Source organism: Sinomonas atrocyanea, assembly GCF_030812675.1.
GTDB lineage: Bacteria > Actinomycetota > Actinomycetes > Actinomycetales > Micrococcaceae > Sinomonas > Sinomonas atrocyanea_B.
Window position 1 is genome coordinate 257,752 of the sequence record NZ_JAUSTE010000004.1, and the last position, 15,449, is coordinate 273,200.

General features: G+C 69.9%; 13 protein-coding genes. 7 read left to right on the forward strand and 6 right to left on the reverse strand.

The window, feature by feature from the left end; translation table 11 throughout:
* Window position 1: 1 nt before the first annotated feature.
* The 5 genes from J2W20_RS08700 to J2W20_RS08720 all read right to left on the reverse strand — a co-directional run bounded on the left by J2W20_RS08700 (window position 2) and on the right by J2W20_RS08720 (window position 5,562).
* On the reverse strand, window positions 2-988 hold the full coding sequence (locus tag J2W20_RS08700) for an ABC transporter permease (protein WP_307006104.1): 987 nt from the start codon (window positions 986-988) through the stop codon (window positions 2-4).
* Window position 989: 1 nt separating this feature from the next.
* Window positions 990-2,495, reverse strand: coding sequence for a sugar ABC transporter ATP-binding protein (locus J2W20_RS08705; protein WP_307006105.1), 1,506 nt, complete (start codon window positions 2,493-2,495; stop codon window positions 990-992).
* A 63-nt stretch (window positions 2,496-2,558) separates the two neighbouring features.
* On the reverse strand, window positions 2,559-3,716 hold the full coding sequence (locus tag J2W20_RS08710) for a substrate-binding domain-containing protein (protein WP_307006106.1): 1,158 nt from the start codon (window positions 3,714-3,716) through the stop codon (window positions 2,559-2,561).
* A gap of 103 nt (window positions 3,717-3,819) precedes the next feature.
* Entirely contained in the window at window positions 3,820-4,260 is a 441-nt protein-coding gene (locus J2W20_RS08715) for a hypothetical protein (protein ID WP_307006107.1), read from the reverse strand.
* A 243-nt stretch (window positions 4,261-4,503) separates the two neighbouring features.
* Window positions 4,504-5,562: a LacI family DNA-binding transcriptional regulator gene (locus tag J2W20_RS08720; protein WP_373457980.1), complete on the reverse strand. Its 1,059-nt coding sequence runs from the start codon at window positions 5,560-5,562 to the stop codon at window positions 4,504-4,506.
* 312 nt (window positions 5,563-5,874) lie between these two features.
* On the opposite strand from J2W20_RS08720, the gene deoC reads away from it, so the two are divergent.
* The 3 genes from deoC (at window position 5,875) to J2W20_RS08735 (ending at window position 7,979) form a co-directional block, all read left to right on the forward strand.
* Window positions 5,875-6,573 (forward strand): deoxyribose-phosphate aldolase, encoded by a 699-nt coding sequence (gene deoC / locus J2W20_RS08725; protein ID WP_373457981.1) that lies wholly within the window; start codon window positions 5,875-5,877, stop codon window positions 6,571-6,573.
* Window positions 6,574-6,593: 20 nt separating this feature from the next.
* Window positions 6,594-6,827 carry a hypothetical protein gene (locus J2W20_RS08730; RefSeq protein ID WP_307006110.1) on the forward strand — a complete coding sequence of 78 codons (234 nt, stop codon included), beginning with the start codon at window positions 6,594-6,596 and terminating at the stop codon, window positions 6,825-6,827.
* Window positions 6,828-7,274: 447 nt separating this feature from the next.
* On the forward strand, window positions 7,275-7,979 hold the full coding sequence (locus J2W20_RS08735) for a hypothetical protein (RefSeq protein WP_307006111.1): 705 nt from the start codon (window positions 7,275-7,277) through the stop codon (window positions 7,977-7,979).
* A 124-nt stretch (window positions 7,980-8,103) separates the two neighbouring features.
* On the opposite strand, the gene mfd is transcribed toward J2W20_RS08735, so the two are convergent.
* Window positions 8,104-11,814, reverse strand: coding sequence for a transcription-repair coupling factor (mfd, locus tag J2W20_RS08740; RefSeq protein WP_307006113.1), 3,711 nt, complete (start codon window positions 11,812-11,814; stop codon window positions 8,104-8,106).
* A 146-nt stretch (window positions 11,815-11,960) separates the two neighbouring features.
* Here mfd and J2W20_RS08745 point away from each other — a divergent pair, with 146 nt between their 5' ends.
* The 4 genes from J2W20_RS08745 to nhaA all read left to right on the forward strand — a co-directional run bounded on the left by J2W20_RS08745 (window position 11,961) and on the right by nhaA (window position 14,809).
* The gene (locus J2W20_RS08745) at window positions 11,961-12,446 is read left to right on the forward strand and encodes a VanZ family protein (RefSeq protein ID WP_307006115.1); all 486 of its coding nucleotides are present in this window, start codon (window positions 11,961-11,963) and stop codon (window positions 12,444-12,446) included.
* Window positions 12,447-12,531: 85 nt separating this feature from the next.
* Window positions 12,532-13,035 carry a DUF2505 domain-containing protein gene (locus J2W20_RS08750; RefSeq protein WP_307006116.1) on the forward strand — a complete coding sequence of 168 codons (504 nt, stop codon included), beginning with the start codon at window positions 12,532-12,534 and terminating at the stop codon, window positions 13,033-13,035.
* Window positions 13,035-13,256, forward strand: coding sequence for an SCO4848 family membrane protein (locus J2W20_RS08755; RefSeq protein WP_307006117.1), 222 nt, complete (start codon window positions 13,035-13,037; stop codon window positions 13,254-13,256). The genes J2W20_RS08750 and J2W20_RS08755 overlap by 1 nt, the downstream gene beginning before the upstream one ends.
* 215 nt (window positions 13,257-13,471) lie before the next feature.
* Complete coding sequence (gene nhaA / locus J2W20_RS08760) at window positions 13,472-14,809, forward strand: Na+/H+ antiporter NhaA (protein WP_307006118.1); 1,338 nt, start codon at window positions 13,472-13,474, stop codon at window positions 14,807-14,809.
* The last annotated feature ends 640 nt before the right edge of the window (window positions 14,810-15,449 follow it).

Below are 15,449 nucleotides of genomic sequence, written 5' to 3' on the forward strand. Positions count from 1 at the left end.
GCTACTTCTTCCGCGCCAGGGCGACGGCCAGGATGATGATCGCGCCGCGGACGACCTGCTGCTGGCTGCTGTCGAGCCCGGCGAGGATGAGGCCGTTGTTGATCAGGCCGATCAGGAGCGATCCGAACAGGGTGCCGATCACTGTGCCGGAGCCTCCGAAGAGGCTGGTGCCACCCAGGATGACGGCGGCGATCGCCGAGAGTTCGTCGCCCGTGCCCCACTGGAAGCGCCCGGACTGGAGGCGCCCTGCGTAGAGCATGCCCGCGATGCTCGCGACGATGCCGGAGATCAGCAGGACCTGGAACTTGATGCGCTTGGTGTTGATGCCGGTGAAGTCGGCTGCCGTGCGGTTGCCGCCGGTCGCCAGAATCTGGCGGCCGAATCTCGTGCGGGACAGGACGACTGCGCCGAGGGCCACGAAGAGCGCGGACCACAGGACCAGGCCGGGGACCGGGCCGATGTTCCCCGAGCCGAAGAGCGTGTTGAAGGTGTCGTCGAGGATCGGCTGCGGGGCCGATGCGGTGGCCCACTGAGCAGCCCCCACCGCGATGCCCATCATGCCCAGAGTCACGAGGAACGAGGGAATGCCCAGCAGGCTTACGAGACCGCCGTTGATCGCTCCGACGATCACGCCCATGGCGAGGCCGGCCAGGATGCCCGGCACGAGACCCCACTGGGAGATGCCCATGGCGGTGGCGACGCTCGAGAGGCCGGCCGTGGATCCGACGCTGAGGTCGATCTCAGCGCACGAGATGACGTAGGTCATCCCGACCGCGATCACGGTGATGGTCGCCGTCTGCCGGAAGATGTTCAGCAGATTGACCGCCGACAGGAAACCCTGGTCGTGGAGGAGGATCGCGAAGAACGCGAAGACCACGACGAAGCCGATGTAGATGACGTAGCGGCGCCAGTCGAGCTTCCTGAGCTTCTCGCCGAAGCTCGGCGAGATCGGCGACTCGATGGTGGCGGCGGGGGCTGTCTTGCTCATGTCAGACTCCCTGGACTGCGAGTTGGAGGGACTCCTCGTCGGCGATGTCGCCGCGAGGCAGGTCGTGGATGATGGAGCCTTCCTTGAGGACGAGGACTCGGTCGCTCACCGCAAGGAGTTCGGGGTATTCGGAGGAGATGACGATCACCGCTTTGCCGGTGCTCGCCAGGTCCCGGATCATGTCGAGGATTTCGCTCTTCGTGCCGATGTCGACGCCGGCCGTCGGCTCGTCGAGGATGAGCACCTCGGGGTCGGTGCCCAGCCACTTGGCGATGACGACCTTCTGCTGGTTGCCGCCGGAGAGGAGCCTGACAGGCCGATTCGGGTGGGCCACCTTCACAGCGAGCTTTTCGATGAGCGAAGACGAGAGCTTCTTGCCCTCGCCGATGTCCAAGAGCGGTCCGCGGCTGATGTTGCCGAGGAGGGGCAGGAGGAGGTTGTCGCGCACCGAGTGCTCCAGGACGAGGCCCTGGGCACGCCGGTCCTCTGGGATCAGGGCCAGCCCGGCGGCGATCGCCTGCTTGGGCGAGCCGATGATGGCCTTCTTGCCCTTGATGAGGATCTCGCCGCTGGTGGCCCTGTCGATGCCGAACAGGGTGCGGGCCAGTTCGGTGCGCCCGGAGCCCATGAGGCCTGCGAGGCCGAGGATTTCGCCGGGCCGCAGGACGAAGGAGATGTCCCGGACCTTGGGTCCGGAGGTGAGCCCGCGCACCTCGAGGAGGGGGACGCCGTCGTGCACCGCGTGCTCCCGTTCGCGGTACGCGAGCTGCCCCTCGATCTTCTTGCCCACGATGCCCTCGACGATCTGCTCGGGCGTCACGGTGGAGAGCGGCTCGGTGAGCAGGCGTCGGCCGTCGCGCAGGATCGTGATGCGGTCCGCGACCCGGTACACCTCGTCCATGCGGTGGGAGATGTAGATGATCGAGATGCCCCGCGCCTTGAGACGGTCGATGAGCTCGAAGAGCGCCTCGGTCTCATGCCTGGCCAAGCTCGCGGTCGGCTCGTCCATGATGAGCACCTTCGCGTTCTGAGACAGCGCCTTGGCAATCTCCGTGAGCTGCCAGTACGCCGTGCCGAGGCGGGAGACTTCGGCCTTGGGATCGACCCTGACCTCCATCTCGTCGAAGATCTTCTTGGCTCGGCGCACTGCTTCGCGGTCGTCGATGAAGCCGCCGGCGAGCGGCTCGGAGGCGAGGAAGATGTTCTGCGCCACGGTCAGGCTCGGCACGAGGCTGAATTCCTGGAAGACCATTCCGATCCCCGCGGACTTCGCGTCCTGGATGGAATTGATGGCGGCCGGCTTCCCGTCAATGAGGATCTCGCCGGCGTCTGCCTGATAGACGCCCTGCAGGATCTTCATGAGGGTGGACTTGCCGGCGCCGTTGCCGCCCGCAAGTGCGTGGACTTCGCCCCTGCGGACCTCGAAATCGACCTCCTTCAGGACCGGAACCCCGTTGAAGCCCTTGGAGATGGACCGCATCTCGACGGCATTGTCTGGCGTGTTCATGGGTTGTCCCTCCCGGCCGGGGGCCTGAGCCCCCGCCCGACTGCTTCCGCTGCTTCTGGCCCGCTACTTCTTGTACGAGCTCTGGAGGTCCGCCGGGGCGTCGGCGTGGTAGACCTGCTTCCACGCGTCTAGGACGTTCGAGTGGTCCACGGGCAGCGCGCTCAGCGCCACGTAGGCCGGCTCCTTCTTGCCCAGCAGCGCCCCCGCACCGATCTGGGCCTCCGTCACGCCCTGGTCGAACGGGACCTGGGCGCCGAGGCCGACCACGAGGTCGTTCTTCGCGAGAGCGATGGCCACGTTCTTGCCGAGGTCCTCGGTCGCGATCTTGAGGTCCTGGCGGCCTGCAGCGCGGGCAGCCGCCATGACGCCCTCGGCAGGAACGTCCCACACGGCCCAGATGCCCGAGAGATCGGCGTGCTTGCTCAGCATCGCGTTCGCCGCCGCCTGGGCGTCGCCGGCGAAGTCAGGACCTGCGATGCCCTTCTCCTCGACGACCTGGATGTCCGGGTAGTCCTTCGCGATCGTGTCCTTGAAGCCCTGGTAGCGCTGCTGGGTCACGAAGAAGTCTGCCTGGTGGAAGATGACGCCGATCTTCCCCTTGCCGCCGAGTGCCTTGGCCATCTCGTGGGCCGAGACCACGCCGTTGCCGTAGTTGTCCGCGGAGACATCGGAGACGTAGTCCTTGCCCGCGACAAAGCCCTGCGGGACGTTGTCCATGAAGACCAGCTTTGCCCCGGCCTGAGCGGCCTTCCGGTAGGCCGTCGCGGTCGCAACGGGGTCGGTGGGGATCGAGACGATGATGCTCGGCTTCTGGGTCATGACGGTCTCGAGGTCCGAGACCTGCTTGTCCGGCTTGAAGTCGGCGTCCGTCGTGGCGATGACCTTGATGCCCAGCTTCTCGAACTCGCTCTTGAGACCGGCGATCTGCGCCGTGGCCCAGTCGTTGCCGCCGTAGTGCATGACGATGGCGGCCGTAGCTCCCATGGCCTTGACCTTGGCGATCTCATCTGAGGTCAGCGTCGTGGCCGAAGCGGGCGATGGAGTCTCGCCGTTCGGACCCTTGCTGAGCACCTGACCTGTGACCTGCTTGAGGGCAGTCTCGGCCTTCTGTGAGACGGCCGAGTCGGTTCCTCCGGCGGCGCTCGTCGATGAGCTGCCGCACCCTGCGGCGGCCAGCGTGATAGCAGCGGCCGCTGCGAGGAAGGCTGTTCTGCGAATCATGATGTTCTCCAGTCGGGGAATGGGAGGGTGAGCTGAAGGGGTGTCCGCGGGGCAATTCCCTGGACGTTCTGGGGTTGGGGTCGCGGATGCGGCTGGGTGCCGCTCAGGCGAGGGCAAGCGCCAGAGCAGGAGGGACGGGCGAAAGCATGAGTCCGCCGGCAGTCGAGGCTGCTCGGATGGCGGCAGCCTTGTCCGAGGCGTTCAGGAACGCCGCAGCCTGTGGCTTGTCGAAGAAGAGTCCGAGGCTGCAGCGGCCATAGTGTCCTTGGACCCAGTGGACCGCCTCCGACGAGATGCCAGCCAAGTCAACGGAAGGTTCCAGGCCATCGGGGTCCACAGTGCCCACCGCTGCGAGACAGCCTGATCCATCCGCCGTGACGACCAGGCTCGCCCACAGGGTTCCGTTGTGGACGACGCCCACGACCGCCGAGGAGTTCCGGGGTACGAACGCCTCCACGCCTTTGGCAAGATCGTTGCCCGGGCTTTGGGCCGCGGCCAGCAGCTGGCTTGCGTGGGCCCACTGCTTATCGTCGACCTGGCCCACGCCGACGTTGGATGGGAGCCCTAGGGACTGGACCGGCCTGTGGACTGTCACCGTGGCTCCTCCTCTTCGATGAGATTCCCGTGAACGTTCACGGTCCTACCATCGTGAACGTTCACGGACGGATGTGTCAAGCATCACTTGGAACTTGCCAACGTCGGATTCCCCTAACGGGGGTGGGCCCAGCCGCCCGTCCCCCGCCTGCGGAGGAGGGCCAGGAGCTCGTCGCTCTGGTTTCTCTAGGGCTTAAAGGCTGGTCTGGCGAAGGCGCGCTGGGATGGCGCTCGCCCTCACGACAAGAGTCGGGACACTGGGGGTCCTGTCGACATCGCGCCCCTCGATGGCTCCCAGGAGCACCTCGATGCTGGCTTGGGCGAGTGCCGGGAAGTCCTGCCTGACGGTTGTGAGCGGCGGAAGAAAATAGTCCGAGCCTTCGACGTCGTCAAAGCCGACGATGCTCACATCTTCAGGAACACGGACGCCGTTCTCCGCGAATGCCCGGATGAGGCCAAGCGCCGTATGGTCACTTACAGCGAAGATCGCCTGCGGGACTCTCCCCTCTGAGACCAGGCGCAGCCCGGTCTCGTAGGCGAACTTGGGGCTCCAGTCGCCCTCGATGCACAGCCCGGGCCTCAGGCCGGCCTCCCGCATGGCCGCTTCCCAGCCTCGCTTGCGGACGCGGCCGTCGAACCACTCCATCGACCCTGCGATATGGGCGATGTCCGTGTGGCCGAGGTCGATGAGATGCTGGGTCGCCATGCGGGCGCCCAGCTCCTGGTTCTCGGAGTAGGTGAAGACGTTCGGTGTGGAGGACGCTCCTGCGGCGATCATCTCGACCGGCACCCGGAAATCGGCACTCCACACGGCGGCGGCCATGGCAATGCGTGGGGCGATGACGATGATTCCGTCGACACCTACGTCGTCCAAGGCGTCGAGCGCCTTCGGCACGCTCTCCTCGTAGGGCTCATCCACCGTCACGACTGTCGATGCATAGCCGTTCTGCCGCGCCAGGCTCTCAAGAGCCATGAGTGTGCCCACCGGGCCGAAGCGAGGAGAGCCGTCCGTAAGGATCCCGATGACCGTGGAGCGACTAGTGACGAGCGCAGTGGCCGTCCGATTGCGGCGGTAGCCGACCTCCTTGATCACGCCGAGCACCCGGTCTCGGGTCGAGGCACTCACGTCAGGGGCGTTGTTGATGACTCGGGAGACGGTCTGGTACGAGACCCCGGCGATCCTGGCAACATCGTTGATGCTGGGCTTCCGCCGTCGTGGGAGACGTGCTGGACGCCCTGGTTCCTCTGCCAACAGTCCCTCCGCTCCCAAGACATACCACCCAAGGAAAGCCCGCCTGCCAACCCTCCAACTAGACGCTAGCAGAGCAATGCACGGCGGGCGCCGGTGCACCCGGGGCACTCGTTCCAGTCGGTTTCACCCTGGCTCCGATACAACCCACCGGCCACCATCTTCCGCCAGACACCCTCAGATCAGATCGGTGGGCGCGGCTCCGCGCCCGCGCCGGCTCGACGGCGCCAATGATACGGCTGCGCCACGCCTTGCCCGGCCGCCTGCCCCCGCCGATGTGCCAGTATGGGAGCACCCAAGCGAAAGGACGCCGACGTGTCTTCCGAGCCCGCACTGACTCCCGCGGACCTTGCCGGCTACATCGACCACACCCTGCTCAAGCCGGAGGCCAGCGAGGCCGACATCCTCGCCCTATGCAGCGAGGCCGTGCAGTACCGGTTCAAGTCGGTGTGCGTGAACCCGCTCTGGGTGAAGACGGCGACGCGGGCGCTGCGCGGATCGGGCGTGCTCACGTGCGCCGTGGCCGGCTTCCCGCTCGGGGCCACCCCGACCGACGTCAAGGTCTTCGAGGCCCGCGGCGCCACGCTGGACGGGGCGGACGAGGTCGACATGGTCATCAACATTGCCGCCGCCCGGGCCAACGACCGCGGCACCCTCGTGGACGACATCCAGGCCGTGGCCGAGGCCGTGCACGGCAGCTCCTCCATCCTCAAGGTCATCATCGAGACCTCGCTGCTGACGGATGAGCAGAAGGTCCTCGCGTGCGAGGCCGCCGTCGAGGCCGGGGCCGATTTCGTCAAGACCTCCACCGGCTTCAACGGCGGCGGCGCCACGGTCGAGGACATCGCCCTCATGCGCGCCACGGTGGGCCCCGAGCTCGGCGTCAAGGCCTCCGGCGGCGTGCGTACCGCCGACGACGCCCGGGCTATGATTGCAGCAGGCGCCACCCGGATCGGAGCCAGCTCCGGGGTGGCCATCGTCACCGGCGGCACCAGCGGCGCCGGCGGCTACTAGACGCAGCGCACAGGAGAGACATGTCTGACGACGACCAGTACAACCGCCCGCTCGAGCCGAACCCGCTCGGCGGCAGCATCATCCTCTTCGTGATCTTCATGGTCCTCTTCCTCCTGGGCCTGTACCTCGTGCAGTTCCTCGACTTCACGAACGTGTGGCCGATGGCGGCCCTCATCTTCCTGTTCGCCGCGGCGTTCGGGATCCCGATGACGTTCATGGCCAAGAACAACACGGGCGACCAGCACCGCCGCTGACTCACCCCCGTACCCTCGGTTGCGGGTACGCATCTCGCCGCCCTTTCGGCGCTCCGGGTACGCATCTCGCCGCCCCTCCGCCGTTCCGGGTACACGCACGGCCCGCCTGCCGCTCTGAGGAGCACCGCAGGCGGGCCGCTGTCTGTACCCGGAACGAAAGGCCTGTGGATAACTTCGGAGGCATCGCCGTCGTCCGTGGCTCAATGGGACGGTGACGAACAGCACAGGCTCCGCCGACCGGCTCCCCACGGCCTCCTTCACCCTGCTCGACGGCCTTGAGGCAGGGCTCGGGACACGCGAGGTGCGCAGTGAGCGGATCATCATCCCGAGCCGCGGCATCCGCAGGCCGCTCGACGCCCGCGAGGATCTGCTGAGCCGGGCGGCCCCGTACACGAGGCTGCACGAGTCCACCTCGGTCAGCCACCTGACGCCCCCCTGCTGCACGGCATGCCCCTGCCGGCCTGGGCGCAGGACACGTCCCAGATCGACCTCGCCCGTTCGGCAGGGCCGGCGGAGCGGCTCGGCCAACCGCGCCGCTTCGAAGTGCGCGGGCACCGGCTCCGGCTCGGCGCCGAGGACGTCATGATGCTCGGCGGCACGAGAGTCACCACCCCGGAGCGCACCTGGCTGGACCTCTGCGGGGTCCGCCAGCTGACCATGGACGACGTCATCGTCGCGGGAGAACACCTGGTTTCCGAGCACGAGCGCGGCTTCCATCCGCGCACCGCGGTGGTGACGCTCGCCCAGCTGCGCGCCTACGTCGGCGGCAAGCGGCGGGTCCCGGGCCTGGGGAGGGCCCGGATCGCCCTTGAGCTCCTGGCCGTCGGCGCTGATTCGCCCCAGGAGACGCGGATCCGGCTCATGCTCGAGCGGGCGGGGCTGCCGCCCTTCAAGCCCAACTGCGTCGTCGTAGACCCGTGGGGCAAGGTGCTCTGGGTCGATCTGGGCAACGCTCGCTACCGCGTGGCCATCGAGTACGACGGCGAGCACCACCTCGAGCCCGAGCAGCAGCTGTGGGACCGCAGCCGCAACCGGAGGACCGTTGCCGCCGGCTGGGCGCAGGTGATCCTCACCCGAGAGGACCTTGTCAGGGGCGAGGCACACATTGTCAGCCGCGTCGTCGCCGCCCTGACGGCGCAGGGCTGGCGCTGACGGCGGCTTTGTCGGCTCCGCTCTCGTACCCGGAACCGCAATTCCCGGACGAGATGCGTACCCGGAACGCCGTAAGGGCGACGAGATGCGTACCCGAAACCGGGGCTGGCGGGGTCTGGGTAGGTCAGGTGGTGGCTGCCGGGGCTGGGGCGAAGATGGCCTCCACCACCTGGTCGGCCCACGCGAGGATCTCGCCGTCGACGAGGTCGCTGCCGCCGACCGGCGCGCTCTTCGGCTTGGGGACGAGCACCGCGTTCAACGCCGGCTTGTACTGCGCCCCCTTGTACATGCGGGCCAGGCGCATCTGCTTGGACTCGGGGAGGTCGGCGGGGGCAAAGCGCACCATGGTGCCCTGGAGCGCGACGTCGGTCAGGCCCGCCGCGCGCGCCCGGACCCGGAAGCGCGCCACGGCGGCGAGGTTCTGCACCGGGGCGGGCGGCTCGCCGTACCGGTCGGCGAGCTCCTCCATGACCTCGCTGATGCCGGCGTCGTCGGTCGCGGCGGCGAGCTTGCGGTAGGCCTCGAGCCGCAGGCGCTCCCCCGGCACGTAGTCGTGGGGCAGGTGCGCGTTGACCGGGAGCTCGATCTTCATCTCCGTCACCTTCTCCTCGCCCTCGCCGCGGAAGTCCGCCACGGCCTCGCCGACGAGCCGGATGTAGAGGTCGAACCCGACGCCCTGGATATGCCCGGACTGCTCGCCGCCGAGGAGGTTGCCCGCGCCGCGGATCTCGAGGTCCTTCATGGCCAGCTGCATGCCCGCGCCCAGCTCGTTGTGCGCCGCGACCGCCTTGAGCCGCTCGAGCGCGACCTCCCCGAGGGGCTTCTCGGCCGGGTACAGGAAGTACGCATAGGCGCGCTCGCGCCCGCGGCCCACGCGGCCGCGCAGCTGGTGCAGCTGGGAGAGGCCGTAGGAGTCCGCGCGGTCGATGATGAGCGTGTTCGCGTTGGAGATGTCCAGGCCGGTCTCGATGATCGTGGTGCACACGAGCACGTCGAAGCGCTTCTCCCAGAAGTCCACGATGATCTTCTCGAGCCGGGACTCGGACATCTGCCCGTGGGCGACCTCGACGCGCGCCTCGGGGACGAGCTCGCGGATCGCGGCGGCCGTCTTGTCGATCGAGGAGACGCGGTTGTGCACGAAGAACACCTGGCCCTCGCGCATGAGCTCGCGCCGGATCGCGGCCGAGACCTGCTTGTCCGTGTACGGCCCCACGTAGGTCAGGACGGGGTGGCGCTCCTCGGGCGGCGTGGCCAGGGTGGAGGTCTCGCGGATGCCCGTGAGGGACATCTCGAGCGTGCGCGGGATCGGCGTCGCGGACATCGCGAGGACGTCCACGTTGGTGCGCATCTTCTTCAGCTCCTCCTTGTGCTCGACGCCGAACCGCTGCTCCTCGTCGATGATCACCAGGCCCAGGTCCTTGAACGCCACCTCCTTGGACAGCAGCCGGTGGGTGCCGATCACGACGTCGACGGAGCCGCTCTTGAGCCCCTCGAGCGTCTCCTTGGACTCCGTGCCCGTCTGGAAGCGCGAGAGCGCGCGCACGCGAACGGGGAAGCCCGAGAACCGCTCCGAGAACGTCTCGTAGTGCTGCTGCGCGAGCAGCGTGGTCGGCACGAGGACCGCCACCTGCTTGCCGTCCTGGACGGCCTTGAACGCCGCCCGGACCGCGATCTCGGTCTTGCCGTAGCCCACGTCGCCGGAGACGAGCCGGTCCATCGGGACCTCCCGCTCCATGTCCGCCTTGACCTCGTTGATCGTGGTGAGCTGGTCCGGGGTCTCGACGTAGGGGAAGGCCTCCTCGAGCTCGCGCTGCCACGGGGTGTCCGGCCCGAAGGCGTGGCCCTTCGAGGCCATGCGCGCCGAGTAGAGCCGGATGAGCTCCCCGGCGATCTCCTTGACGGCCTTCTTCGCCCTGGACTTGGTCGAGGCCCAGTCCGCGCCGCCCATCTTGGACAGCGACGGTGTGTCCCCGCCCACGTACCGGGTCACCTGGTCGAGCTGGTCGGTGGGGACGAAGAGCCGGTCGCCCGGCGCGCCGCGCTTGGCCGGCGCGTACTCGAGGACCATGTACTCGCGCGTCGGCGCGGCACCGGCCGCGCCCTGCCCCGCGCCGGTGATCTTGCGCTGCACGAGCTCGACGAACTTCCCGATCCCGTGCTGCTCGTGGACCACGAAGTCCCCCGCGGTGAGCGAGAGGGGGTCGACGGCGTTGCGCCGCCGGGAGGGCATCTTGCGCATGTCGCGGGTCCCCGCGGCGCTCGCCCGTCCGAGGAGGTCGGCCTCGGTGAGCAGCCCGAGCTTGAGCCCGTCGAGCACGAACCCCTTGCCGGCCGGGGCCTTCGTGATCTCGATGATGCCCGGCTCCGGGGCCCGGTCGAGCCCGTCGATGCGGCTGCACGGGATGTTCGCGTCGTGGAACAGCTCCGCGAGGCGCTGGGCCGGCCCGGGGCCGTCCGTGGCGACCACGATCCGCCACTCGTCCCGCACGCGGCCCCCGATGAACTCCATCATCTCGGCCACGTCGCCCTGGTAGCCGCGGGGCTCGCGGGCGGCGATCGTGACCACGTCGATGTCCAGGACGGTCTCCTCGTCCACGCCGAGCGAGGTGAGCGACCACCACGTGACCCCGCGCTCCTGCGCCTCCGAGCGCACCTCGCCGAGCGTGGCGAAGCTCGCGTCCTCGAGCCGGCCGGCGTGCTCGCCCGAGTCCTCCCCCGCCTCGGCGAGGGCGACGTCGAGCGGTGCGGCGCCGCCGTCGGACGCGGTGGCCCACGCGGCGGCGAGGAACTCCTCGTTGGTCGCGGCGAGGTCGTGGGCGCGGGCACGGACCTTCTCCGGCTCCATGACGAGCGCGGCCGACCCGGCCGGGAGCTCCCCGATGAACGGGACCATCCGGTCCACGAGCAGCGGCGCGAGGGACTCCATGCCCTCGACCGCGATCCCGCCGGCGATCTTCTCGAGCATGTCCGCCGCCGCGGGCAGGCGCCCCTTCAGCTTCGCGGCCCGGCCCATGACGCCGGGCGTGATGAGCAGCTCGCGGCACGGCGGGGCGAACAGCGCCGTGGGGTGGTGGACGTTCGGCCCGGTCAGGGAGCGCTGGTCGGCGACGGCGAACCAGCGCATCTGCTCGACCTCGTCGCCGAAGAACTCGACGCGCACGGGGTGGTCCTCGGTGGGCGGGAAGACGTCGATGATGCCGCCGCGGACGGCGAACTCGCCGCGGTGGCTGACCATGTCGACGCGCGCGTACGCGGCGTCGGCGAGGGCCCGGACCACCTCGTCGAAGGGGGCGTCCTGCCCCACGGTGAGGGAGACCGGCTCGAGGTCGCCGAGGCCGGCGACGAGCGGCTGCAGCACCGCCCGCACCGGCGCGACCACGACCTTCAGCTCGCCGCCCGCCGGGCCGCCGCCGTCGGCCGGAGCGGCCGAGGGGTGCGCAAGCCGGCGCAGCACCGCGAGGCGCCGCCCCACGGTGTCGGAGCGCGGCGAGAGCCGCTCGTGCGGGAGGGTCTCCCAGCTCGGGAACAGCGCGACGGACTCGGACGGGACGTAGGCGCCCAGCGCCGAGACGAGGTCCTCCGCCTCCCGCTCGGTGGCGGTGACGGCGAGCACGACGGCGCCGGGTTCCGGCAGTGCCTCGACCACCTCGGCGACGACCACCGGCCGGAGCCCGGTGGGCGCGACGACCTGCAGGTCCTGGCTGCGGCGGCCAGCGGGCTTGGAGGCATACTCGCGGAGCCGGGCGACGCTCGCGTCCTCGCCGACGGCGCGGCGCAGCCCCTCGAGGATCGGGGCGCCCTCGCGGCTCGCCGGGCGCAGCACGTCAACAGACACTTCTGGCTCCTCACTCGCGCGCTCCGTCAGCGGGCAGCGCGCCACGACAGCACAACAGCCCCGACACTCTGCGAGGCCGGGGGCTGTCCCAGCTTAGCCAATGCGTCTGGCGCGGGCGGCCCCTGTTCGCCCCTAGCATGGGAGGGATGGTCCAGCGCATCCCCCGAACCTCCGCCCTCCGGCCCCGGATGCGGCGCGCCCTGGCGGCGGTCGCGGCGCTGTACCTGGTCGGGGTGGCCCTCGTGGTCCTGTGGCCCTCGCCCGTGGACCGGCCGGAGGCGGGCACCATCCGGGCCGTCTTCCTGTGGCTGCACGCGCACGGGCTCCCCCGCTGGCTCGGGTATGCCCAGCTCGAGTGGACCTCCAACGTCGTGTTCTTCGTCCCGTTCGGCCTCTTCGCTGTGCTCCTGGGCGTCCGGCCGTGGGGCGCGCTGCTGGCCGGGGTCGCCGCGTCGGCGGCGGCCGAGACCGCGCAGGCCCTGTTCCTGCCCGAGCGGACGGCGTCCCTGATGGACATCCTCGCCAACAGCCTCGGCACGCTCGTGGGGGTCGTGGCCGCGGTGCTCGTGCTGCGCCGGCAGCCCGCCCCCGTGCCGCAGCCCGCGTCGGATCGCGGCCCCACGGCATCCTAGGATGGTCTTCGGCGCGCGCCCCCGCGTGCCTGTGCCGGGACCGCATTCGTTCCGCCAAACCCCAGCCTCCTACGGAAGGACCCCTGTGGCACTGTCAGCCAGCCAGACCCTCAACTTCCCCGTCGACCGCGTCGCGGCGGTGTTCGCGGACGAGGCGTTCCAGCGCCATGTGAGCGAGCTCGTCGGCGGCCGCCTCGAGTCGTTCTCGGTCGACGGCGACGTGGCCGGCGCCTTCACCGCCACCGTCGTGCGCCAGCTGCCCACGCAGCGCCTCCCCGAGATCGCCCGCAAGGTGGTCGGCGAGTACATCAACGTCACCCAGACCGAGAACTGGGGCGCGCCCGAGGCCGACGGCTCCCGCCAGGCCGACATCAAGGTCAAGGTGGCCGGTGCCCCCGTGGACGTCGCTGCCGTGCAGCGCCTCGCGGCCGACGGCGGTGCGACCCGCATCGAGCTCAACGGCACCGTGAGCTCCTCGGTCCCGCTCCTCGGCGGCAAGATCGCCTCCGCGGCCGAGCCGATGGTCGGCAAGGCCCTCAACCTCCAGGCCACGCAGGCCGAGGCCTGGCTCGCCGGCGAGATCAACTGATGCAGCTGCCCGTCGCGCTCTCCTGGGTGCTCATCGTGGCCGGTGTGTGGAACCTCGTGGTGTGGCCGCAGTTCCTCCGCCGGATCATGAAGGATCCGCGGGCCAAGGACGAGCAGGGCCGGGCCACCCGGTTCATGAACGTCCACCTGCTGCTCGTGTCCATCTCGGTGACGCTCGGCGTGGCCGTTGCCGTGATCGGGATCAGGACGCTGTTCTCCTGAATCCCCCGTGAGGGTTCCGGGGCGGGGGACGCCCGGGACCTCACGGCAGGAGCGCACGACGGCGCCCCGGTCACCCGCCGCTCGCGGGGGCCGGGGCGCTGTTCTGCTTTCAGGACCCCCGGCGCCGGTAGAATGGCTGAAGGTGTGCCGGGAAGTCTGGTCGGCGTGACGTCCGTCCTCCCCGCGAGGAGACCCCCGACCGATGGGAAGAATCCATGCCGCAGCCCGCCCCACGCCGTCGTCCGCTGGCCCCGACCCTGGGCCGCGGGAGCTACCCCGAGTACCGCCGCATCGCCGAGATCCTCCGCAAGGAGACGGTGGGCGGCGCCCTCCTGCTGCTCGCGACCGTGGCGGCGCTCGTGTGGGCCAACTCGCCCGCCGGGCCGGCGTACGCGGCGCTGCGCGACGCGCGGTTCGGGTACGCGCCGTGGCACCTCGAGCTCAGCGTCGGCTCGTGGGCAGCCGACGGCCTGCTCGCCCTGTTCTTCTTCGTCGCCGGGCTCGAGCTCAAGCGCGAGTTCGTGGCCGGAGACCTGCGCCGGCCCGCCGCGGCGCTCGTGCCCGTCGTCGCCGCGCTCGGCGGGGTCGCGGTGCCGGCGCTGGTCTACGTGGGCGTCAACCTCGCCGCCGGCTCCGACGGGCTGGGGGGGTGGGCTATCCCGACGGCGACCGACATCGCGTTCGCCCTCGCCGTCCTGGCCGTGATCAGCACGCACCTGCCGGCGGCCCTGCGCACGTTCCTGCTGACCCTGGCCGTGGTGGACGACCTCCTCGCGATCGCCATCATCGCCTTCTTCTACTCCTCCGACCTGGCCCCCGGGTACCTGCTGCTCGCCCTCGTGCCGCTCGCGGCGTTCGGGGTCCTCGTCCAGCTCCGCATCCGCGCCTGGTACCTGCTCGTCCCGCTCGCCCTCGCGACCTGGGCCCTCGTGCATGCCTCGGGCATCCACGCGACCGTGGCCGGGGTGCTGCTCGCCTTCACCGTGCCGGTGCTGCGCAGCCAGAAGAACGGGGGCCCCGAGGCCGGCCCGGGCCTCGCGGAGACCTTCGAGCACCGGCTGCGGCCGCTGTCGGCCGGGATCGCGGTGCCCGTCTTCGCGTTCTTCTCCGCGGGCGTCGCCATCGGCGGATGGGACGGCCTCGCCTCGGCGCTGCGGGACCCGGTGGCGCTCGGCATCGCCGCGGCCCTCGTGGCCGGGAAGGCCGCCGGCGTGTTCACCGCCACCTGGCTCGTGGCCAAGAGCCGGCATGCCGACCTCGATGCCGACCTGGAGTGGATCGACCTCGCGGGGCTCGCGCTGCTGACCGGGGTCGGCTTCACCGTCTCGCTGCTCATCGCCGAGCTCTCCTTCAGCCCCGCCTCCGCCCACGGCGAGCACGCCAAGGCCGCGATCCTCGCCGGTTCCGTGACGGCGGCGCTGCTCGCCGCCGTCGTGCTCCGCGCCCGCAACCGGCACTACCGCCGTGTCGCGCGCGAGGAGGCTGTCGACGCGGACGGCGACGGCGTCCCGGACGCCTTCGAGCGGGGCCCGGGAACGTCTCCTTCCAGTTAGGCGTACCCATCTCGCGGACGCCGCGACGTCGTCGCGATCGCCGAGACGAACATGAGCATGCCTACGCCGAAGAACGACGTCGCAATCCTGCTCCTGCGCGGGCGGAAGTGTGCGCTGCGATCGGCGCCTCACCCTGCGCGGTCCTATGCCACGGCTGCACAAGCCGTGGCCCGGCCGACGTTGTCCGCTTGCAGCCACCGCGGCCGCCACGAACCCGCAGACTCGGAACGCAAACAGTGCCCAGTCGAGCCGTTCTTCTTGACCATTGAGGACAGCGGCACACTGGTCGCCCCCTTTCGGCCTCGGGCAGGCTAGTACCCGGGACGGACGAAACATCGGGCCCGGCGGTTCCGGTGCACGGTTAGGCTAGAACGTAAGGAGACGAGTTCGCCGGATCGACTCTCGCCGCTGCATGAGAGGTCGAGGACCAGCTTGGCGCCCTCATGGGCGAGGCAGTGGACGGCGAGGTGGGTGGTTGCGTCTAGGCGCTCGCGTAGCCATTCGGAGAGAACCGCTGCGGATCGCGTGATGCCGGGCTAGGAGGCCTAGACGGTATGGAGTGGCCGCCTTAGTGGGTGGTTGCGGGCCGGGGCCTCGCTCACGCAGATTCGTGGGTTACCGGACAGAAGTCCCTGCCCGG